This window comes from Olivibacter jilunii, from assembly GCF_900607235.1.
GTDB lineage: Bacteria > Bacteroidota > Bacteroidia > Sphingobacteriales > Sphingobacteriaceae > Olivibacter > Olivibacter oleidegradans.
The window spans coordinates 377,544-399,888 of sequence record NZ_LR027850.1 but is presented as its reverse complement, the minus strand read 5'-3'; the positions used below and the strand labels follow the sequence as shown (position 1 = coordinate 399,888).

Sequence of the window (22,345 nt, the reverse complement as noted above, 5' to 3'; positions counted from 1 at the left end):
GATGCAATCAGTCGTAGGATAGCTCTAATAAAATGTGCTTTACAGAACCTTCTGCAGCAGAAAATCTAACCGATTCACTTTGCTTTCAAGCGGATCCATACAGGTGCATGGTCACTGCTCTTTTCCCAGCCACGAACATGCCGGTCGATACCACCCTCGATCAATCGGGGCGCAATCTTGGGGCTCAATAAAATGTGATCCAATCGGAGACCGGCATTTCGGCCGTAGGCGTTCCACAGGTAATCCCAAAAGGTATAGACGGCCTGATCGGGAAATAGCCTACGGACGGAATCCGTCCATCCCTGTTTGAGCAGGGATTTAAATTCCTTTCTTGCCTCCATGCGGTACAGGGCGTTGTTTTCCCATTTTTGGGGTTTATATACGTCCAGCTCTGTAGGGATAATGTTAAAATCACCGATCAGAATGGTGGGAATATCCATTTTTATCAGCTGGGCAGCTCGCTTTTTAAAGCGTTTGATCCAGGCCATCTTATAGTCAAACTTAGGCCCGGGATAGGGATTGCCGTTGGGCAGGTACAAACAGCAGATAAGCGTGTCATCAATGATCGCCTCGAGGTACCGGCTATGGTTATCTTCCACGTTACCGGGAAGCACGCGGGTCACCTCTGTGATCTCTTTCGATTTCGATAAAATTGCCACCCCGGTCCAGCTTTTGTGCCCATGCCAGGTAGCTTGGTAACCGGCCTCTTGGTTCGGACATACCTGAACATGTAAAGTCTCACTAAGAACAATCGTGAACAGCTCCATGCTAATCGGCAATAAGATATTTAAACAATATTCGGAACGAAAATGAGCAGCTCCTTTTCCCTGTTGATGTCTTTAGCGGTTTTCAGTATGATCAACACGAGGGTAATAAGGAATATTAGGTAGCACCAAATGAAAAGTGGGATTTCCAATACTTCACCAATTTTAAATGTATAAAGATCTGCTACTGGAGTGGCAATTAGCGCCATCATTTTCCTCATTCATATAAGCACATTGCTATTGTCCTCAATGCAACGATTCGATAAAATTAAATGAAATGATATATAAGCGATCGTCCGGTCAGTCCCGCTTATTAGTGTTAAAAATTCCTGCGGGGATATTCTTACCAGCTGAAACAGCGGATGGCTGGAGATAATTTGCGGGAATAGTATCCGAACTCGCTACATTTAATACAACCTTTCCAGACCGTTGGACATTTTTTGTTCCGGGCTTGCTCCTACTGTCCAGCTCGATAGAGCCATTATTATTCAAACCCATAAAAATCTCATTATCGGTAATAAGAGAGTTGGCGAAGGTATAATGCGGTGTGTAATCTTTCATACCTATCCAAAAAGCTTTGTTGTTTGCTATAATGTTGTTGCGAAAATCAAAATCAGAATACTTACCGAACCATATAGCACCTTCATAAGAACCGTAGATGATGGAATTGGTTAGGGAAAAACCATTTACTGAAAGGAATAGTAAAAGGGCATTCTTACACTCGTAAAATATGCAGTGATCAACCTTAATGTCATTTCCCTGTGCAAATACGGCGCCTTGGATCGGTGCTGTATTTCTACTCCCTGCAAAAATGCATTGGGAGATCTCCATTCCTTTCAATTCCGGGAAGTGGCGCTCAATGGCGTAATAGTAAACCACGGCAGGATTGGTATTGCCTACAAACTTAAGTCCCCTGAAATGGGTATTGTTTCGTTCCACCTGCAGGCCGGTACAATGGTCAAAATTTGCCCAGTTCTTATTATTCGGAGAAATAGATTGAATAACCGGCATGGCCGAAGGCATCCAACCCTTATCATCTGGCAGAATTACGGCCTCAATGGTATAATCTGTAGCATATCCGTTTCCTGCAGGTGGTTTCAGCTCCAGCTGATCGGTGAGCATATAGAGCCCCGGGTACAGTTTAATTTTTATGGGATTTTTACCTGTAAAAGTATTAGCCACGGTAACCGCTCTGCCAAGACTTAATAACGGATCATGCTCGGTCCCCGTACCGGTATCCTTTCCCTTTACAGGATCAACAAATAAGGTTTGGGCCTGCATATTCATTAAAGGAAACAGGGAGACGAAAAATAGGCCGATAAATAATTTACTCATAAAATGATTATTGAGAAACACTGGCACAAACATGGGTAGATTTAGTGGATTTTAAAGGTTCAAAGCTGTTCAATCTCATGCAAATCCGCTCAACTTTATTATGGCTATAGATAGCTGAACGACCTGATACCAAAATAAGATTCATGCATTGGATGTATCTATTTGTCTAATAGAATCATCATCTTTATCAACAGATACGGAACTGCACCTTGCTAATGGCGACATCGAACTACATGATAAGTCGGGCGGCCATCAGTAAAGCCCATCAAATGCTCTTGGAAACATTCAATTTCAATACTGTATTCTTGCCGTCCGCATATGCGGTATTAAACCCCAGTTTATGAGCCATTCGTTGTGCATTTACATTGTTGGTCTGAGTGGATCCAACAATGGTTTTTATTTCAAGGGTCATCGCTGCAAATTTCATTACCAGTTGAAAAGCATGCGACATGATCCCTCGCCCCCAGTAGGCTGGAAATAAAGCACCTCCGATTTCTATTTCATGCTTCGTTTTATTCCAATGGTGCAATGCACAGTCACCAATTATGCGGTCTGGGTCGTCGGCTAATCGAATCGTCCAGATGTAGGTGCAAAGGGAGGCGATTCTGCCGGTAAAATCACATTTCGTTTCCTTTGGAAGGATAGCAGCTTCTTCATATATATCAAGAGCGTCCAACGCTAAATACAGGCTGAAATAGCTGTCTGCGTCGGCCAGCTGCAGAGGCACTAACAGTACATGCTCATCTTGGAGTTTCGGATGTTCCTCTTGTTTAGTTATTTTCATAGTCCCCGATGTAAAGGTACTACAAGTTTTGACTTCTTGTAATCCCGAATAACGACAAATATGAATTGATAACAAACTTATTCACGATAAAAATGGTTAACAAACATTATGTTGCGATCACCGATTATTAAGGCAGCTATAAACGGCTCTAGAACTAAGTTGGATAGTCCAAATATACCAACGAGCAAGGAGGAAATTCTAGAGGAGGCTAAGCGTTCGGTAATTGCCGGTGCCAAACAAATTCATTTTCATGTTAGGGACGACAATGGTAGAGAAACATTGGATGGAAAATTTGTGGCCGAACAAATATCGTTAGTGAGGCAGCATTTATTAAATATTCCGGTAGGTATCAGTACCGGTAGCTGGATAGAACCAGATTTCGAATTGAGAAAGAATTTAATAAACGGATGGACGATTTTTCCAGATTTTGTTTCTGTTAATTTTAGCGAAGATAACTGTGAGCAAGTCGTAAAAATGCTTTTAGATAAAGGTGTTTCTATTGAAGCAGGAATTTCGAATGTAACCGACGCAAAGAAATTGATAAACTCGGGTCTCCATAAATATTGTTTCCGAATTTTGATCGAACCGCAGGAGCATGCACTTTCAGGAGCGCTGGAAAACCTTTATGCAATTGAAAAAGCTATATTGCCGGTCGTATTCGAACAGGAGATTCTTCTACACGGTTTAAATGAGACTTGCTGGCCTTTGATTGAAAAAGCATTCGAGCGAAATTATAGTACGAGGGTTGGATTTGAGGATACCCTGTACATAGACGAAACTACCAAAGCAGAAACCAATGCGGAACTTATTAAGAAAGCGCTATTCCTGCATCAAATTAAGTCGCCCCCCTAATCACTCTCAGCAATATCGCAATGATGGCAATAACCAACAACGCGTGAATAATTCCACCATCTGCATAACCGCCAAAAAACTAATTGCCCAACTGATTACCAGTATCACGGTAATGATATAAGTAAATTCCCCATAGTGTTTTCGTTTTGTGTTAACTAGTAATAATCTTTAAGGCTATTTTGTTTCGGAAATTTTATCAAAGGATGAATCCGCATATTCTACGTGCTAACCGGAATCATCGCAAATCAATAAAACATTTTATTGGGCCTGTAAGTTATTATCCTAAATAAATTAACGAAGCAGGATTTGTCAGTCTTGATAAATCAGAACGATAAATACATAGACGGCAGTGAATACCAAAATTTAAACAATATGAGCACTGAAAATTTGCACGGAGAAAACGCTGTTCAAAAATTACGCAAGATGGTGGATAAAATTGATATTGGTATGTTATGTTCTAATGCAGCAGAGGAAGCATTGCATGCTATCCCTATGAGCCGACAAGAAGTAGATGAAAACGGTGCCATCTATTTTCTCTTTTCGTCAGAAAGCGATACGTATCAAAACGTCCAAAAAAATAAAAATGTAAGCCTTTTATATTCAGACACTAAAAATTATAATTTCCTTAGTATTAACGGTACAGCTGAAATTTCCAGCGATAGGGCTCGGATTGATAGGTATTGGAATAAAATGATGGAGGCCTGGTTTGAAAAGGGAAAAGATGATCCGACCATCCGAATTTTAAAAGTTACACCCTTAGCAGCCCATTATTGGGATAATAAAACCAATAAATTGGTAACTTTCTTTAAAGTCGCGGCAAATGCCCTAACAGACAGTCAATCGGATATTGGAAGACATGGCAATTTGGACCTTTAATCCAATGTATAGTAAAAGTGAAGCACATCTTCTTCTTCCGTAGGTTTTGTTTTCCTATAAAAATCGACAGCATAATCGTCTATTTTGTCGGCCTGTACAAAGACCTCCGAGTAACCATTCTGCTGGAAGTAAGATCTTGTATGCATAATCAGGGCATTTCCTATGCCTTGCCGTTGCCATAGGCTGGCGACTGCTAAATCAAAAATGTAGGCCAACGGTTTCTGGGAATAGTATTGATTCAACGTGTAAGCGGTTAAACCTCCTATTACGGAATCCTCTTTCAGAGCTACAAATACATGGAAGTTTTCCTTCCCCAGCAACTCACCGAGGTATTCACTTGTTGGCATAGAAAATTTTTTCATTTCGAAAACTTCTTCAAACATGATAATAAGATTTTCGAAACAGGATAGGTCGTTGACTGACAACTTCTTGATATGCAAATCATTCATCATATTCTTTTATTTTTAGTAACTTAAATATCGAATTAATGCAGCAACACCGGTTGTACAGTGCCCTTCAAAATCTACATAACTGATATAATGCCGACTACTGATTATTTATCTTCTTTGGACGTGCTGCCGTCCGGATTCAATATTACTGTCTGTTTTTTTGATCCATTAATCACATTGAAGTGATAGTCATTCACATTATTTCGTTCACCAACAATTTTTTGAAGGTTCACAGATACGGATATTTCCTTATTTCGGTCGAAATCTTTATTCGTATTATCGTATAGCATTATCAACCGCACTCCCATTGGATATGACTCTTGTACGAGACCATCCCAAATGAACTGAAATGACGCTGCGGCACCCCCGCCTTTTACTGTGACATCCAACATATCATTCTTCCGGACTACCTGCAAAATTTCGAAAACGTTTTCCGAATTTCGAGCCTTCATCGTGTTGATGAACAGCTGGTTCCCTACGAAGAGGTTGGTTTCCAATTTATATGGCTCTTCAATATGCGTTTCGTTGTTCGCCTTTCCGCAACTGAAAAAAAATACTGAAAACAAAGCGAGCATAAACACTGATGGCCTAAGTAGCGGTTGATTTTTCATATTTATGGTCTTAATCGTTAGCAATTTCTTAGAATCAAACACTTTTTATAGTTGATTCGCTACATGAACGTAAAAATAAAACCGTTAGAATAATCCCTTGAATGATACGCAAATACCATTTATTCCCCCTATAGACATAATAGCTATCATTTGCAGTGGCGCAGAAGACTCGTTAAGTTATTGGTGATCTGTTCGATCGTTAGCTTTTCTGTGTCGTACTCAATGTCCGCTGTCTCTTTCAATAGTGGTTGAATATTTTTAAAGTTCCGGATAATCTCGTTCCGTTCTGCTACGGTCCGCCCGTAAGCATTCGATTGCCGCTCGGAAACTCTTTTAAGTATAGTTTCAATTGAAGCAGATAGTAAAATAATGTAATCGAAAAATTTATAGAATTTGGATTGATTGCTACAGCATCCGGAAATGAAAAGAGCGTCCTCTTTTGTTGACTCCAAAAAATCATACATCTTTTCTTCGTTTAATATCCACTCTCTATCGGATTCAGAAAATACTTTCCAATTATTGTAATCGGTGTCAACTGCGCGGTAACCGCGATTTCGTAAATTGGTTATTATCGAAGATTTACCGGTTCCGGACATTCCCGTTAAATAAATACGCTTTGCCGATGAGGTAATTGATAGCATATGATAGCATGATAAGTTTGCCTTCAGAAATTCGGTACACTGTAGATTAAAGATACAAATATCGCAAGAATTGGCGGATCTGGTTCGCTTATACCGCTATCAATTTCCGGTAAAATGCAACATCTATTGAATCGCTGCGTCTTGTAGAATAGAAACCATTTTATGTTTAAAAGTTATATCAAAAGCGCTTGGCGCAATCTTTGGAAGAACAGAGCCTACAGCTTTCTCAATATCTTTGGCTTAGCCCTTGGCATTACCTGTGCGGGCTTAATTTTTCTATGGGGTGAAAGTGAACTGACATTTGACCATTTTAACAGTAAAAAAAACGAACTCTATCAGCTGAAAGTGAATGCACCTTTTAACGAAAGTGTCTTTACGATGGAGTCTACACCACGTCCCCTAGCTGCAACTATCAAAGCTGACATCCCGGGTATAGCCAATACAGCAAGATACTCAGACGGAGATCAAAAACTACTTTTCAGTTTCGATAACACATCCGTATATGCAACAGGTCGTTATACAGATGCATCTTTGTTTAGTATGTTTACATTTACCTTTTTGCAGGGAAATGCATCCAATCCATTCCCACAATTATATTCACTTGTGATCACAAAGCGTACGGCAAAGAAATTCTTTGGTACCGATGAAAATTCCATTGGTAGAACTATACGGATAGATAACAAACAGAACTATGTTATCACAGGTGTGGTAGAAGATATGCCCGAAAACTCATCACTTCAGTTTGAATGGCTAGCTCCCTATGACATCACCATGGAAAATCGGTCAGAAAATATCGATGAATGGGACAGTTATGGGCCCTTTACTTACGTTGAACTGGATAAAAATGCAAACTTTGCAGCTGTCAACAATCAACTAAGGCATTACATTAAACAAAAAGCACCTGCTGAAAAAAGCGAGGTTTTTCTCTTTCCTATGGAAAAGTGGCGGTTATACGATGCATTTGCCAATGGAAAGCCCACCGGTGGCGGTCGTATCGCGCAAGTCCGCATGCTTTCAATGATTGCGTGGATCATATTGCTAATTGCCTGTATTAATTTTATGAATCTTGCGACCGCACAAAGTGAAAAAAGAGCAAAGGAAGTCGGCGTGCGCAAAGTTTTAGGATCGGGAAAGAAGCGACTGCTGGCACAATTCATGGGCGAGGCTTTTATGATGGCTGCTATTGCTGCAATTTTTTCAGTGCTCTTCATGTATATTTCACTGCCTGCATTCAATACAATTATGCAAAAGAATCTTGTGCTGAATATACTCAATACTAATCATCTTATTTTCCTTATCACAGTTACAGGTATTTGCGGATTGTTAGCGGGAAGTTACCCATCCATTTATCTATCGTCCTTCGATCCGCTTGCAGTTTTAAAGGGGGCTAAAATTAAAACGCATGGTGCCGCTCTTGTAAGGAAAGGGCTGGTGGTCACCCAATTTGCTATTTCTATCATTTTTACAATCAGTACAATTGTGGTGTATGCGCAGATACAGCATGTGAAGAACCGACCCCTGGGCTTCAACAAAAGCAATCTCATTGAAATCAATCCGCAGCATAACGTTTCTGCTATATTTCCTATTATAAAGCAGGATTTATTGCATACGGGCCTGATAGAAAATGCAGCCCTTGCCGGTCATGTAACGCTTTATGGAGGTGATACCGACGACAGATTCAGGTGGGCGAACAAGCCGGCGGATCAGAAAATACCGGTAGCGCAACGGCATGTAAGCCCTGAATTTATTTCCACCTCCGGTATGAAAATTTTGGAGGGGAGAGATTTTGGCGGAAACACGTTGGCTGAAAGAGCGAACGTTATTATTAATAAATCCATGGCAGACCTGATAGGCGAAGGGTCTGCTGTTGGAAAAATAATACAATCGCCCCGCGGTAATCCGGATGGAGTTTTTACTGACATGACCGTAATAGGAGTTGTAAGCAACTTCGTCTATGGCAATATTTATGGACAGGCAGACCCAATGGTTCTTTTCTGCAAGGAACCTGAATTTCAAAGTTTTATTTATGCACGGATAAAAAACAGCGCCGATATCGGACAAGCGGTTTCAACGATAGAAACCGTTATGAAGAAGAATAATCCCAATTATCCGTTAGACGTCAGATTTGTAGATGACCAGTTCGATCAGCTATTTAAAAACGAAGCGCTCACCGGTCAAGTTTCTACCGTATTCGCCGTGCTTGCCATCTTGATTTCCTGTCTTGGTCTGTTTGGGCTTTCTGCTTATATCGCCGAAAGAAAAACCAAGGAAATCGGCATCAGAAAGGTGCTGGGTGCAAGTATCACGGGCATTGTATCCCTCCTATCTATAGGCTTTTTAAAACTTGTTGGTATCTCCTGCCTAATTGCTTTTCCCTGTGCGGGGTGGATCATGCACAATTGGCTGCAAAGCTATTCATACCGTATTCATATTGGCTGGTGGATGTTTTTAGTAGCGGGTATCGTGGCATTCCTCATAGCAATAATCACTATTAGTTTTCAATCGATGAAAGCTGCCATGGCTGATCCGGCAAAAAGCCTGAGAAATGAATAATTGTTTAGTCTATCCCTTTCCCGGGAGTGCTCACCGATTTAGTTTTTTTCGTTGGTATTTATCAGTTCGAACTTTAACTCCGCGAGCTTTTTAATTCTTTGAGACCACTGTCTTTGAAGTAACCAGAGTTGACCTATAAATACAAGGCCGATAAAAGCAATAGATAATATCCTAAAAATAGCCACATCCAATCCGTAAAAGAAAAAAAACAGCATGCCACCCGTGAAGATTATTCTCGAGCATAAAGAGCCCCATTTAAATCGCTTGAGTTTTTTTAGATATACGGCTATTGAAGTTATTATATTATCACCATATACAAGATTTCTTGCGGCCAAATAGCCGGTAAAATTAAAGGCAATTGCTTGCAGCACACAGATTATAAGTACCAGGTTAGCTGCCAAAGGTCGCTTTTCACCGTCAAACATATTGTAGTATACACATAAGATAATTAGCCACGAGCCGATTTCCAGTAACAGCTGTTTTCTGATTCCTTTAAGGATTGGATGAGATTTTTCTGTAAGCATTTCTGCCAGTGCTTCATTCGGCTTTATTTCAATGGGCTGTGCTGCCCAAAGGCTTTTCATTTCTTCAATTCTCATGATTGCTAGTTAATAGTGTTCTGATTTTATCTTTTATCCGGGAAACCCTCACGCAAACATTGTTCTCTGTTATGCCTATGATCTCTGCGATCTCTCTATAACTATACTCATCGAGGACTAAAGCTATAATGGCACGATCTCCTTCTGCCAACAGTTTAATTGCAGCCATCAAGCGGTCCTTACGATCGGCTAAAGCTCCATCCTCGTTTTGGGGCGACATTTCCGGCACTTGATCCACATAGCTTATCACGTTTTTTCGATCAGTCCTGAATGTTGCAATAGCGGTATTAAGAGCAATACGATAGATAAATGTGCTGATTTTTGACTGCCCCCTGAAATCATCAATAGAACGCCATAGTTGAAAAACGATTTCCTGAAATAGATCTTCTCGATCAGGCGGCGTGTCCCGGTATAATCGACAGACCTTATGAATGATTCCCTGGTGGACTGAAACAAGTTGTAAAAATTGGTCTTCATTCATACTGTGGGCATGCGTTCTGCTAAGATATCAATACTTTTGCGACTGTTTCCTTTTCACCTTATCCTTTCTAGCTTTTCTATTCTTTTATTAAGGGCTCCAATGCTATCAAGAAGTACGTGGTTCTGCCGTTTCAATGAGTCAAGCTGTTCGACGATCTGTTTGTCTCGAATAATCGACCTGCCTTCTGGAGAAGATTCGCGGCCACATGCGCTTATTGCGAAAAGAAAAATCATGGCTAGTGCTTTCATATTAATAATTTTTGGAGGTTAGTTGCATTTTATAGGGGAAACCTTACAGATTACGAAAAAAAATTTGAGCCCATATTGTTTCGCACTAGCAATTTTTGACATCAGAGCCGGTCCTGCTCTTCCGTTCTGCGCTCTTTTGCCGACTGTAGCTTACCACCCAAACTATAGGTGAGTGAAAACATTGCCCTTCTGGTGTCCGGCTTATCGAAATATCGATAGTCGGTAATTGCTGCGAGGGAGTGTGCGCTAAAATTATTCGTAAAGAAAACATCATTTAAGGTAATTCTAACCCCCAGCCGTTTATCGAAAAATGACTTAGCTAAACCTGCATTTACATAGAAGTAACTGCTCTTCTGAAAAATCCCAAATAATTCCCGGGAATACCAGTAAGCGGCCAATTCCATGTTGACATCCCCTGGAAGCTTAAGTTGATTAATACATTGCAGATTACCTGCCCATTGTGATAAATTATCCGCCTGAAGATGTTGATCTACCGGATAGGTGGTAAAGTTGATTCCCCCACTCCATTGCATCTGCCACCAGCTGCTAGGCAACAGCGTAGTTGCAACATTTAGATCCAAACGCCTGAAATGGTCGAAATTAGCCCGTTGGCTTATCAATGCCTCCGATTGAGTGTCTTTGATCATGTTTCGGGAAAGATAATTGCTCCTAGCGCTATAATTGAATAGAAAGAAATACTTTCGTTTCAACGTATAAGTTACAGCATATAGCCAACTCGTTTCGGGTTGTAGATTGGCATTGCCGGCAAACATATAATAGGGGTCGTTATACCAACGTACCGGATTCAGTGCGGCATATGGAGGCCGTTCAATCCGCCGACTTAGCGAAAAATCGATCTGGTTATCATTATTGATTTCCGTATTGATAGACAGCGATGGAAACAAACGGGTATAGTTCCATTGATTGCTTCCGGACGACAATACCGACCAGCTTTTTGCATCGGTATGTTCCAGGCGTAGGCCCGCATTGAAGGTTGTTTTTTTCCATATTTTAGATGCAGACACATAGGCTGCCGAAATCGTTTCCCGATAGTTAAAATTATTGGAAAGCGACAGTGCCTCAACATACTGTCCGTTCAGCAAAGAATCAAAACGGGCATTATTATCATTGCTTGCTACCGCATACTTTAGTCCAGCCTTCAGATCGACTCCGGAATAAGGTAACAGGGCATCCACCTTATAGGCCGAAACACGGATAAAACCGGGTTGATTAGACCGGAGTATATCCAGATCTCCATCGGGGTTGCCCGTTTTGCGATAGCGACGGGTTTCCATCTCGCTGTTGGAAAAGTTACGATAAGAAATTAGCTGTACATCAGCAGTAATCTTCTTGCCCAAAGTATCAATATCGAACTGATAGCCGGCATTAAAGGCATCGAAGTAATAGGGCTCGATAATATTGACGGTGGAATATATCGACTCCACGGTCGTGCCCGATCGATCACGCATGGTAATCGAAGATGTTTTCGGTGCCGTGAAGTCGTCCGTATACCCATGATAATTGGCCGATAGCTGATGACGGGGTGCCAATTGCCACGTCGCACCAATCTTGTACGTATAGAACTTGATCTTGAACGACACCTCATTTGCGCGTTCAAGGAGCATATCGTTGCTGCCATAGGATATGATGTGTGAGCTGGTACTTATGGTGTTTTTGTGTGGTGTATTATAATCGAATGATGCATCAACTTGTAACTTGTCATGTTTGAAACTTCCTGTTATGTTATCGTTTACCATCCAATATCGACCTTTGGATACCGTAGAGCGCAATTCTACTGCATAACCTTTTTCTTGCCGCCTTTTAGTAACAATATTAATGACTCCTCCCGTTCCGGCAGCATCGAAATTTGCCGATGGGGAAGACAGTAGCTCGATCTTTGCAATGTCTGCGGCATGCAACCCATTCAGCATTTCGGTCAGCTCCTTTCCCGACAAATAGGTCATTTTACCATTAATTGTTACCTGCACACCGGGTGCACCGCGGAACAAAATTTCGTCATCTTGTCCAGCACTCACGCCCGGCATGGTTTTTAGCAACTCCATGGCCGAGTTCCCTGCAGATAATGTGTTTTCGGTGCTTAGTATCAGTTTGTTGCCCTCCGCCTGTATAGTAGGTCGCTGTGCTACTATCACCACATCATCTAGCACCTTCACCGAACTTTTCAGTGAAAATGAAAGCGCTACAAGCTCCCGTCCATTTTTACTTACCGAGGTATCTAAGCATTGTTCCTGATAGCCAACAGAAACAACACAGATTCGATACCTGCCTGTATCTACTGTAAATTGAACAAAGCCGTTCTCATCTGCAGAGACTTGTGATATCAATTTATCGGTTTGCTCCTTAAACAGCTTGACTGTCGCTCCCCGTAAAGCAATATTGTCCTCATCCTTTACAACTACTTCAATTCGCCCATCAGGTGCCCGGCCATGTCCAACCGATGGGCTCATGAGAAATAATGTCAAACATAAGAACCAGACACCCAAAGCTTGCATATTTTGTTTCTCCTTAGCTGATCGCATTATTTTACAGAGCAACCACAGATTTCTTACGATAATTTATTCCTGCCCAAAACACGAAAATCAAGATAACCACAATAGAGGGTAACAAAACGGTAATCCAATCAATCCGGACTTCCTCTTCGTAATGCTCGACTCCGAACGTGTCCCAATTCTGATCATTGACGGCCGCATTTTCAAAAATCCTCGGGTAAAAATACAGGCGCATCTTCTCGTGGAATGATGCCATGCTGTCCTGAAACCGCAGGTGATTGCTCAACCCTGATCTTGCTATTGTATTCAGCTGATGTTGGGTGTGTAAGGTGGGCAGAAAAATAGCGATCAATTCGCTCGCCTGGTCGCGTTGCCAAAGCTTATTCCGCATTTGCGCTGTGTGCTCTTTTGCATCATCATCACCTAGCTGCTGCATAGCGTAATACCAGAGCCAACTCGATTGTTTTTCCGGAAAGCCGTACTTACGAAATTGCGGATAATGTGCATAAAATTTATCCATGGTGAGCTTTTTGTCCATATCCCATTTCTCATGGTACCCTTCCCGCTGGTCAACAACGGTTGCCAGTGCCTCCGGTACGGGATATCTACTGGTTATATAGTTATTAACTACTGTGGGGAAAATGATGGTCAGTAACATCCAGGCGCTGATAAGCATCGCTGCATTTGTACTTGAATCCTTTTGAAAAGAAATCGCCAGAAAACAAACGGCGAACCAGAAAAGCAGGTACAGGCATGAGATCATGACGGCTGCCAACAGGTACTTGTCAAGGGGTAGTGACAATATAAGAATCGCTAATAGTAACAGAGTCAACAGTGTTACAATAACCACCGATGCTCTGATGATTAGATTCCATACCAATATTCTCAGTGGGTTTGTGCTTTGTGCGGCTAGCAGCTGCCAAGTTCCGCCCTCTTTTTCTTCGGAAAGCAAATTATAACTGAAGCCGATAATTAGCAGGGGAAATAAGTAGATCAGCACGAAGCTGAAATCCAGGTTTCCTGCTAATAGGTTTGATGGATTGAACAGGTCTGTATCATATTTCTGGCCTTTCAGATTTCGTATTGTTAGGCTTTGAATGGAGCTGTTCAAATCCCGCTGCCCTATGGAAAGACCATTTAAAGGATGCGACTCATTGACCAGACTGAATCGGATATAGTATAACAACAAGCCGATTTCGCTTTGATGGAACTGAACATTCCGCTTAATATGCTCCTGTTGGAAATGTTCGGTATGGAGCAAGCTCTTCTTTTGTTTATCCATATGCTGCTTACCGATAAAAAGGCTCAGTACCCCCGCCGCAAGTACTACAGATAAACCTATGATGGCGATCTTTGATCGCAGGAAACGTTTTAATATCAAAAGGAACATAACTATATCGCTTTTAGTCTTTTTGAAAGAGTCATTATTAGAAGACCCAATAGCACAATCCAGCTCAAAAGGGCCACTAGCGAGTAGGCCTCGCCTTTCATTAGCACTTGCAGGGCGGTAAACTTATACTTGAAATCCGGAAATGATTTCCAGTGGCTTCGACTTATGCTGTAGGGTTTATCATGATCGCCCAATTTTTTGTTGCTGATCAATTTTATCTGCAGTTCGTTCATGTGTTGTGCCAGTTGATAACGATAAGCCTCGGTCTGCTGTTGAAACCCTATGTATGTATTGAAATCGGTTCCGCATAAGGCCATCGAAATGTTACGGATCGACGCGATCGGATTGAAGAAGGTGGAAAGCCTGGCCAACCTGTTTTGCCGCTGGTAAGTCTGTAATAGACGTTCCAGATGTATGTTATACAACTCCGCACTGATCCGCTCGCCTTCCTTCATCTGGAAACCGCTATAGTTGAAGGGAAGCTCCTCAACGGAATTTACTTTATATACTTTTAATATGGAATCTTTCAGTGCCTTATAATAGGGATCGTCCGGGTTGTGGCTATCGCCCGTTTTTATCAGGTCCTTTTCAATGGCGGATTGAAATTCAGTGATGGAAGGTGATGGGTAAAGTAAATTACCTAGGGCCTGGCTTGTCCGCGGAAAAATCACGGCGCACACCAACCAGATTGCTATCAAGGAAATCAACGCGACCTTTGCTGTTTTGCTAATGGCAGAAACTAATACCGCAATCACACTTATGACTGCAAAATACAATACATAAAAAAGGGAAAGCCAAGCTGCGCGACTTATCGCATCAGTCATTAACCCGGCGGGCGAAAGAATAAGACACCCCATGATCAATATAACTATGGCCAGCATCAAAATGGAAAGACTGATACCGAGTAGACCAGCCGCTTTTCCGATCAATATCTCCTTCCATGAAACACCCTGGCTCAATAGTATTTTTAATGTTCCGTTTTCTCTATCGGTGGCAACTGTATTAAATCCGATGAAAAAAATCACCAATGGCAGTAACAACTGCAAAATCATAGACATGCTGATCTCGCCAAACCGCAACATACCGGTGCTGAAACCCGCTTCAGAGAAGTTAACGGTATTCTGTCGATGGGCCTCCAGAAAAATAGCATTACCGGTGAAACTTTCCATCCCGAAATCGAAGAAGCTCAATGGATGCTTAGATCGAAAGACTAGATAACCATAATGTGCCATACGGTGCGGATGTTTATCGGGCATATTTTCCCAATTCTCCCGCACCTGCTTTTGGTACAGCTGTCGGCTTTCCGTTTGTTGTTGGTAAATGACTGCACCACTCAAAGCGGCATAAACTAATAAAATAACAATAATGCCAAGCAATACCATGATTGCCTTGCTTTTGAAGACATCTAAGTAAGTTTGCCTAGCGAATAATTTCAATACATCAATCCTCATAAAAATCTTCCGTTTTAAAATTGATAACTAGTTGTCAGCATGATATTTCTCGGTGCCCCGGGGAATAAACGAAGGTAATTCTGCGCACCGATCCAGTACCTTTTGTTGGTCACATTATTCATGTTAAACGCAATTTGCATACTGCCTTTGCCCGGTTTGTAGTAAAGGGCAATATCAAGCAATGTATAGGCGGGCACCTTAAACTCGCGGGTAAACCAGGGAATTTTATCGCCACTATATTGCAGCCCCAGTCCGATACCTAGATCTTTTAGAACGCCATCTTGCTGGAAATCATAGCGAGTCCAAAGGTTGCCACTATTAACGGGTGTATTCTCCTTACGGCTACCTTTTATACTTGCATTGGCATCTTCTAAAATTTTTGCATCGATGTAACTATAAGACAGGTTTACCTGCCAATTGGACCGGATAAAACCCGCAACCTCGATTTCAAATCCCCTACTCCTGTCTGCACCTCTGGTAACCAAAGAATCGGGATAAGCCGGAAGTCCTGCATTCATTAAAATATTTTGTTGGTTGATCTCATAAACAGCGGCATTCACGCTCAACTTCCCCTCCCACCAGGTGGTTTTTGTCCCTAGTTCTTTAAGATTGCTGGTCAGCGGCTTAAACCTAGCAGCAGATTCGGGAGAGCCAAAAAAGCCACCAGTACTGGGCATCAAGGTTACGGTATTTGATTGCGGTTGAAATCCCTCTAGATAGGTTCCATAAATATTAACCTGTTTATTCAACACATAGGTAATCCCTACCCTCGGTAGGAAAGCTTTATTGGTAAAAGAAGATTCATTTGAGGACTTATAATTCGTAATATCCCTAAACCATTCCTGACGAAGACCTAAAAGTACGATAAAACGATTCCACCGTAATTGATCTTGTATATAAACGGCATGCGTGGTGGTAAGCGCTGCCGGTAATGCGGTTCTTATATTCAAATTATAATCCTCTGGTCTTTTCATGGTATAGATCGGGTTGTTCAGATCGAAATAATCTACATTCGGTCGTGGCATGGTTACATTTCCAATCGTTATCACCTGATAATCGGCAAGATTAGTGGGCGAAAAGGTGTTCGTTACGCCTCCATCTCTCAACAGAAAGCCCCGGGCTGCGTCCTGTCCACCACCTTTCAGTTTCTGCCAACGGCTCAGATCATAACCCATCAGTAATTTATGTTGTATTCTTCCTGTCTTCAGATCGAAGTTAAAATAGCCCTGAAAGTTATCGGTACTCCAAGATTGTTTGCGCTGCACAAACTGCATCGCCGCCAGCGAATTAACGGGGTTGCCCACCGTGTCGGGAGCAAATGCGCCGGTGGTGCGATGTTCCTGTAGGTCCTCATGCCAGTTCTGCTTCATATACGAAGCGTTCAAACTGATCGCATCCGTAAATTTGTGGGAAAAGTTGCCCATCACGATCAGGTCCTTTGATTTAAAGAAATCGCCAGGGGCGGCAAGGTTGCGGTTAATAGGCGTGCTGTTCAGGTTCGTCTGCCCGGCAACGGCACCAAAAATAGGTTGCCCTCTATCCAGATCCCCGGTGAGGTCGCTAAGTATCACCTCTACATTAACGGCCGTTTTATCATTGGGGATATAGGAGAAAGAAGGTGAGACAAGAAAGGACTTGTTATCTACCAGATCGCGAAAGCTACCGGCCTCCTGATATGCGGCATTTATCCGGTACAGCAGGGTTTTATTACTATTTAATGGCCCCGTAAAATCTAAGCTCCCTCTAATGGTACTAAAACTACCTGCACTGATATTCGCCTCTCGTCTCTCTATTGCCAATGGTTTCTTGGTTACCAGGTTGATACTACCACCGGGGTCCACACTGGAAAAGGTGGCACTTGCAGGGCCTTTGATGACCTCTACACGCTCGATATTGCTAGTTAAAGGTTGTAGGAAATAATATTGCCTTGTGCGCATCCCATTAATGATCTGTCCCTCCTCGTTCTGACTGATACCGCGAATAGCATATTGGTTGTAATAGCTGGAAGGCGTAACGCCGCTGGCCATTTTAACCGCGTCTGCCAATTGGAATGCCTGCCTGTCGGCAATAAGCTCCTTCGTTATGGCGGATATAGACTGCGGAATCTCTTTTGTCAGGGTAGAGGTCCGCGTGGCACCGAAAGAATAGTTACTGGTATATTTTCTGGCCACCCGGCCACTGACTTCCACCAGCTGCAGCTCACTCGATTTGGATATGAGGACGATTTTTACAGCAATGGGTTTCTTTCCCAACACCACCGCCTCATGGAAGTTTCCATAACCAATATGGCTTGCATTAATCTCATAAGCACCTTCCTGCAATGCCGTAAGCGTAAAGTGTCCGTTCTCATCGGTACGACCTGTTCGGTCCATATTTTTCCCTTTCAAAGAAACGGAAGCACCGGCAATCGACCGACCGGTTTCATCCGTCACTAAACCATCGATGCTGGATTGCGCTAGGCCGCGAGAGGCCAATAGCAAAATCGCTATTATCAATAGATATCTCATACTGCCTTAACGCTAAATTGTTTCGAGGTATAAGGTTTGTAATTCATTCGCCGTGATCCCACTGTTGGTAATGGTATGTACCAGTTCGCCTTGTTTCATGATGCCGATGCGTGTTGCCATGTTAACTGCATTGAAGATATCATGCGTTGCCATAAAAATTGCTTTACCTTCGCCAATAAGTCCTTTGCATATGGTAGTAAATTCGTCCGTTGCTTTTGGGTCGAGCCCTGAGGTAGGTTCGTCCATTAAAATCAGATCCGCTTTTTTGGCCAATGCGATAGCAATGCCAACTTTCTGGCGCATACCCTTCGAATAGGTCGATAATCGCCGAGCACTTGCCTCCCGTTGCAGACCAGCTTTATCCAAGAACTCATGGAGTGCTTCTGTAGGATAGCGATAGCCCGCAATACGGCTAAAAAAATCAAGGTTTTCGACGCCTGAAAGATTGCCGTACAATTGCACGACTTCAGGGATGTAGGCCACATGTTTTTTTGTGGCAACGTCATTTTGTCTAACTTCAATGCCATTGATAAGGGCACGGCCACTGGTGGGGGCTAAAAACCCTAAGATTAGATTGATGGTGGTTGTTTTACCGGCACCGTTTTGTCCGAGTAGACAAAAGATTTCGCCTTTTTCTACGGATAGATTGAGATTGCGCAAAGCAAAGGTGTCGTTATACGCCTTGCTAAGCTGTTCTGCTTTGAGTACGCTCACGCTTAAAGAAATTTGGAATGATTGAAATAATGTTTAACGGAATCTGAAAAGATTTTCATCACTTCAACCAGCCTGAACGCTCAGCTGCCGGAATCCGGTTAATGCTAGAGAGTAGTGACTATCAGATGATCCGCTTATATAACTATGGAATAATGCAATGCGTTAGCAGGATATGGGGGGACCGCGAAGACTGACGACGATTAAATATTTAGCGTAGCAAAAGCTTGCGTTAGGCGTATCGTACACCTCAGCAATTTGGGGTATAAGGAAACGGAAAGACAGTACAGACACATCACTGTCTCCTATCAGATGGAAATCACAGATCTTACAATGAGCGCTATGCTGGGCAACGATCTGTTCTGTCTCACCGCAATATTTGTGCTTGCTCGAGACAGGAACAGGATGTTCATGTAGGGCTTTTACCATATGGATTACCAGCATAAGCATGAGTAACGCATAGGCAATTATTCTCCGACAGATCATATTTCTTGAGGCAAACACAAGTCAAAGATAAACCATTTTCCATAAAATGCAATATAGTTGCAATTTTATTCAAAGCATATCTATATAATGCTTTTTTTTATTTTTAATGTCTTTTTCACCGTCGTCAAAAGTGGGTTTACCAAAAAAACTATTTCGTGTATCGCGACAAAATAAACAGCTATCCTATAAGGCTAATCTGATCCGTTGCCTCTTTTCTACAGCCGAAACTTAAATGAAAAAGCTCTCGATCAGGGATCGAGAGCCTTTACTTTTCTTATAGGTGTTAATGATCAAATGGCCGGCTACCATATCATCTCCTCTGGTTGGTAAAACCGGACCGTGATCAATTTTTACCGAAGATTGAGGTGTCCGGGTAAAAGGTAACTACGCCTGTTGTGATATCGTGAATGCCGCCGACTATTCCGATTTCGCCACTTTCTATCATTTCTTTGAGAATTGGACTGCGTTCTATTATCGATTTGACCGAACGGTTAACATTTATAGCAGAGACCCTTTCAACAAATTCGCTGTTTTTGGAACTACGGTTCTCCTTTATGGTCAATTCTTCATCAACAGCGGGTCTAATTTTCGAGAGTAAAGCGGTTAGGTTTCCCATTTCCACATGATCGCATGCGCCTTTAATTGCACCGCATTTGGTATGGCCTAACACGACAATTATTTTTGCACCCGCCACTTTGCAACCAAATTCCATGCTTCCTAAAACGTCTTCGTTAACAATATTACCGGCAACCCGGATACTGAAAACATCGCCCAAGCCTTGGTCGAAAATCAATTCGGCGGATGTGCGACTATCGATACAACTTAGAATTACAGCGAAGGGATGTTGGCCGTCTGAGGTCTCATTTGCTTGTTGCAAAAGGTTTCGATTGATTTTTAAATTATTAACAAACCGTTTGTTGCCCTCTTCCAATAGGTTTAAGGCCTTTTGAGGTGTTATTGCCTGTTGATCTTCTTTTGTTAGCGTTCTCATTTTGATGTTTTAGATGTTTTATGTTGTGCAATCTATGAAAAACGTTAAAAAGTTGAAAGCAATTCACTGCCGTCTTTTCACAATAAATAATTCGTATATGGTTATAGCATTATTAGCAAGGGCATAGGCTGTTAAATGAGATCGAAGCCGACCGATTGGTCTGACTGATTCCACAGTTGTTAAACTACATGCATATCCCAATTATTGGGCAGCATTACGCGGTGATTTAGAAACTGCTCGAAGGGTATCTCTAGCGCTGCTTTTAGCAACAATACAGCATCTGCTTGCGGATCTATCCAATCACAGTCAAAAAATTCGACAACCATAGGTACCCAAATTGGATCGTCAAGACTAAATTGGAGCGGAGCATAAAGAAAGGTTATGCCTTTTGCGTGAAGCTGTTGCACGATGTCTGGAGTAAGCGTTACAATCATATTTAATTTATATCTATAACTTGCAGTGATAACGCAAGCAATACAGACTTTCTAACAAATTCACAAGCCATCATGTTTGTAGAGGATAATTTATCGTTTATCATGATGCCCTAAGTCATAATTTGTTGGCAGAAAAAAAGGAAAAAGCTCCCGATCCTTGATCAAGAGCCTTTACGTTTTTCATAGGGTGTTAAAGTATTGCGTATATTGAAGCAATAGAAGTGCCAAAACATACCCATCACACATTTGTTACATGCTCCTGTTTATTGCCTATCGCGTTATAGGTAACTAATAGCCGCCGGTCTCAAACATTTCAATCGCTTTTGGGGTTTTCTTGTTGATAATGGCTATAAATGATTTTGATTTCTAACATGGGAATTGAAGGAACGAGATACTAGAAAAACGCTTGACGATTTAATAGAAGGCAAACTTAACATGTACTTGTAGCCAAGTTAAGCCGAAAAACAATGATGAATCACAAAAATTTTAAAAAAAAACTGATTGGTGGATTGCTGATTATCTCTTCAACGGTAATGATTTACGCATGTGGATGCGATAGTCAATCGCCCGACGATGTCCAGGAACAGTTTGATGCCGATACCATAGACGCACCAAAGGAGCAGGACTCCACGCTCAGTGAAAAAATGTATCCGATGCAAACCGACAGTGTTGCCGAAAAGGATGCAAGTAAACCGTAAGGCCGTATACCCTTTCTGCCGGGGCACATAGCAGTAAGAACAACCATTGGAATGCGATGGTGCTACCCAGTTTGAACTTCGGGCATTGGGACGCGCCTGCAGTGCTTTTTTGGTGCCGAGTATCAGCACATTCTTTTTATTCCATAACCAGTCTTCTACCGCTCCTTCGAAACCAAAAAGCTCTGGTATAGCTTGGTGGGAGGCCACTTGAATCCGCTCTGCATCAGGGAACCGCTCGAGTATTTCGCGTCCTCTCGGATATGCCATAACCTTTGGCTCGTGGTATATTCTGCTGATTGATAGCAACTGACAGATTTTATTATCCTCTAGCATGAATTAGTTCCCTTCGAATTAAATTTGGTATAGTTTGGCAAACAAATCGACTTATCCGAAAATGAACTGATATTCGGCTCCCTTCGATACGAGATCAACCTCAACAGTTAATTATTTAGATTCCTCATTTCCGATAGATTGTTGTATCTTTTCGTTTTTATAATTTCTACTGGTTAATGCCACGCCCATACTGAAAACTACATGAGCCAATAGCAGATGTCCATAATACCGGTTAAACGGAATCGGAGGCGGATTTGGATGAAACTTGAACACCACTTTCCAAATTAATATTCCCGACAAACCACTAAGTACACCGGCAATTAAACCTTGCTTTATACCGGGATTGGTTTTTGTCTGTTTCCATATTTGCTGGAAAACGAAGGCCATACTGCAGCCCATGGCGAAATGCATTGTCCAGCCACTTATACGAGCGAGTTCTTTTTCTTTTGTTAATTTTTCGACCATTTCGGCCAAAAGAGCCGGTTCCTCAAATTTCTCGCCCTTAGACGCCGCTACCATATAGCTAAATAGTGTCATCAACGTTGTTCCGACGGTACCTGCAACTATGGGATGATGTTTTTCCATAATATGTGATATTATTTTCAACTGACTATATAACATTAACAAGAACACCTTGTTAT

24 protein-coding genes are annotated in these 22,345 nt (G+C 42.0%); 3 read left to right on the top strand and 21 right to left on the bottom strand.

The window, feature by feature from the left end:
* Positions 1 to 74: 74 nt before the first annotated feature.
* The 4 genes from xth to E0E36_RS12855 all read right to left on the bottom strand — a co-directional run bounded on the left by xth (position 75) and on the right by E0E36_RS12855 (position 2,883).
* Positions 75 to 767 carry an exodeoxyribonuclease III gene (gene xth / locus E0E36_RS12870; protein ID WP_130856303.1) on the bottom strand — a complete coding sequence of 231 codons (693 nt, stop codon included), beginning with the start codon at positions 765 to 767 and terminating at the stop codon, positions 75 to 77.
* A gap of 20 nt (positions 768 to 787) precedes the next feature.
* Positions 788 to 976, bottom strand: a complete 189-nt coding sequence (locus E0E36_RS12865; RefSeq protein WP_130856302.1) for a hypothetical protein — start codon at positions 974 to 976, stop codon at positions 788 to 790.
* Between the two features lie 88 nt (positions 977 to 1,064).
* Positions 1,065 to 2,099 (bottom strand): right-handed parallel beta-helix repeat-containing protein, encoded by a 1,035-nt coding sequence (locus tag E0E36_RS12860; RefSeq protein ID WP_165446980.1) that lies wholly within the window; start codon positions 2,097 to 2,099, stop codon positions 1,065 to 1,067.
* 265 nt (positions 2,100 to 2,364) lie between these two features.
* Complete coding sequence (locus tag E0E36_RS12855; protein WP_130856300.1) at positions 2,365 to 2,883, bottom strand: GNAT family N-acetyltransferase; 519 nt, start codon at positions 2,881 to 2,883, stop codon at positions 2,365 to 2,367.
* Positions 2,884 to 2,991: 108 nt separating this feature from the next.
* On the opposite strand from E0E36_RS12855, the gene E0E36_RS12850 reads away from it, so the two are divergent.
* Positions 2,992 to 3,735: a 3-keto-5-aminohexanoate cleavage protein gene (locus tag E0E36_RS12850; protein ID WP_130856299.1), complete on the top strand. Its 744-nt coding sequence runs from the start codon at positions 2,992 to 2,994 to the stop codon at positions 3,733 to 3,735.
* Here E0E36_RS12850 and E0E36_RS28340 read toward each other — a convergent pair.
* A complete protein-coding gene (locus tag E0E36_RS28340; RefSeq protein WP_371719644.1) occupies positions 3,719 to 3,775 on the bottom strand; it encodes a hypothetical protein in 57 nt (18 codons plus the stop codon). The two genes, E0E36_RS12850 and E0E36_RS28340, sit on opposite strands and share 17 nt — an antisense overlap.
* Before the next feature lie 332 nt (positions 3,776 to 4,107).
* On the opposite strand from E0E36_RS28340, the gene E0E36_RS12840 reads away from it, so the two are divergent.
* Entirely contained in the window at positions 4,108 to 4,611 is a 504-nt protein-coding gene (locus tag E0E36_RS12840; RefSeq protein WP_130856298.1) for a pyridoxamine 5'-phosphate oxidase family protein, read from the top strand.
* Here E0E36_RS12840 and E0E36_RS12835 read toward each other — a convergent pair.
* From E0E36_RS12835 to E0E36_RS12825, 3 genes are all read right to left on the bottom strand, one after another.
* Positions 4,608 to 5,063: a GNAT family N-acetyltransferase gene (locus E0E36_RS12835; protein ID WP_207303756.1), complete on the bottom strand. Its 456-nt coding sequence runs from the start codon at positions 5,061 to 5,063 to the stop codon at positions 4,608 to 4,610. The genes E0E36_RS12840 and E0E36_RS12835 overlap by 4 nt on opposite strands.
* Before the next feature lie 101 nt (positions 5,064 to 5,164).
* A complete protein-coding gene (locus E0E36_RS12830; protein WP_130856297.1) occupies positions 5,165 to 5,671 on the bottom strand; it encodes a hypothetical protein in 507 nt (168 codons plus the stop codon).
* Positions 5,672 to 5,817: 146 nt separating this feature from the next.
* Positions 5,818 to 6,312, bottom strand: coding sequence for an AAA family ATPase (locus E0E36_RS12825; protein ID WP_130856296.1), 495 nt, complete (start codon positions 6,310 to 6,312; stop codon positions 5,818 to 5,820).
* Between the two features lie 162 nt (positions 6,313 to 6,474).
* Between E0E36_RS12825 and E0E36_RS12820 the strand changes: the two genes are divergently transcribed.
* Entirely contained in the window at positions 6,475 to 8,865 is a 2,391-nt protein-coding gene (locus E0E36_RS12820) for an ABC transporter permease (RefSeq protein ID WP_130856295.1), read from the top strand.
* Between the two features lie 38 nt (positions 8,866 to 8,903).
* Here the strand turns inward: E0E36_RS12820 and E0E36_RS12815 are convergent, their stop codons facing one another.
* The 13 genes from E0E36_RS12815 to E0E36_RS12755 all read right to left on the bottom strand — a co-directional run bounded on the left by E0E36_RS12815 (position 8,904) and on the right by E0E36_RS12755 (position 22,289).
* On the bottom strand, positions 8,904 to 9,464 hold the full coding sequence (locus E0E36_RS12815; protein WP_130856294.1) for a hypothetical protein: 561 nt from the start codon (positions 9,462 to 9,464) through the stop codon (positions 8,904 to 8,906).
* Positions 9,454 to 9,945, bottom strand: a complete 492-nt coding sequence (locus E0E36_RS12810) for an RNA polymerase sigma factor (protein WP_130856293.1) — start codon at positions 9,943 to 9,945, stop codon at positions 9,454 to 9,456. Before E0E36_RS12810 ends, E0E36_RS12815 begins: the two co-directional genes overlap by 11 nt.
* A 53-nt stretch (positions 9,946 to 9,998) precedes the next feature.
* Positions 9,999 to 10,193, bottom strand: coding sequence for a hypothetical protein (locus E0E36_RS12805; RefSeq protein WP_130856292.1), 195 nt, complete (start codon positions 10,191 to 10,193; stop codon positions 9,999 to 10,001).
* Between the two features lie 101 nt (positions 10,194 to 10,294).
* Positions 10,295 to 12,733: an outer membrane beta-barrel family protein gene (locus tag E0E36_RS12800; RefSeq protein ID WP_130856291.1), complete on the bottom strand. Its 2,439-nt coding sequence runs from the start codon at positions 12,731 to 12,733 to the stop codon at positions 10,295 to 10,297.
* Positions 12,734 to 12,737: 4 nt separating this feature from the next.
* Complete coding sequence (locus E0E36_RS12795; protein ID WP_130856290.1) at positions 12,738 to 14,093, bottom strand: DUF3526 domain-containing protein; 1,356 nt, start codon at positions 14,091 to 14,093, stop codon at positions 12,738 to 12,740.
* A 2-nt stretch (positions 14,094 to 14,095) separates the two neighbouring features.
* Complete coding sequence (locus E0E36_RS12790; RefSeq protein WP_130856289.1) at positions 14,096 to 15,544, bottom strand: ABC transporter permease; 1,449 nt, start codon at positions 15,542 to 15,544, stop codon at positions 14,096 to 14,098.
* A gap of 14 nt (positions 15,545 to 15,558) precedes the next feature.
* Positions 15,559 to 18,051: a TonB-dependent siderophore receptor gene (locus E0E36_RS12785; protein WP_130856288.1), complete on the bottom strand. Its 2,493-nt coding sequence runs from the start codon at positions 18,049 to 18,051 to the stop codon at positions 15,559 to 15,561.
* A gap of 12 nt (positions 18,052 to 18,063) precedes the next feature.
* The gene (locus E0E36_RS12780; protein WP_130856287.1) at positions 18,064 to 18,765 is read right to left on the bottom strand and encodes an ABC transporter ATP-binding protein; all 702 of its coding nucleotides are present in this window, start codon (positions 18,763 to 18,765) and stop codon (positions 18,064 to 18,066) included.
* Positions 18,766 to 18,927: 162 nt separating this feature from the next.
* Complete coding sequence (locus E0E36_RS12775) at positions 18,928 to 19,248, bottom strand: hypothetical protein (protein ID WP_130856286.1); 321 nt, start codon at positions 19,246 to 19,248, stop codon at positions 18,928 to 18,930.
* Positions 19,249 to 19,591: 343 nt separating this feature from the next.
* A complete protein-coding gene (locus E0E36_RS12770; protein ID WP_013665407.1) occupies positions 19,592 to 20,239 on the bottom strand; it encodes a carbonic anhydrase family protein in 648 nt (215 codons plus the stop codon).
* A 179-nt stretch (positions 20,240 to 20,418) separates the two neighbouring features.
* Positions 20,419 to 20,673, bottom strand: coding sequence for a hypothetical protein (locus tag E0E36_RS12765; RefSeq protein WP_130856285.1), 255 nt, complete (start codon positions 20,671 to 20,673; stop codon positions 20,419 to 20,421).
* A 524-nt stretch (positions 20,674 to 21,197) separates the two neighbouring features.
* Positions 21,198 to 21,704, bottom strand: coding sequence for a spore photoproduct lyase family protein (locus E0E36_RS12760; protein ID WP_341273587.1), 507 nt, complete (start codon positions 21,702 to 21,704; stop codon positions 21,198 to 21,200).
* Between the two features lie 111 nt (positions 21,705 to 21,815).
* Positions 21,816 to 22,289, bottom strand: a complete 474-nt coding sequence (locus tag E0E36_RS12755; RefSeq protein WP_130856283.1) for a hypothetical protein — start codon at positions 22,287 to 22,289, stop codon at positions 21,816 to 21,818.
* Positions 22,290 to 22,345 lie beyond the last annotated feature (56 nt).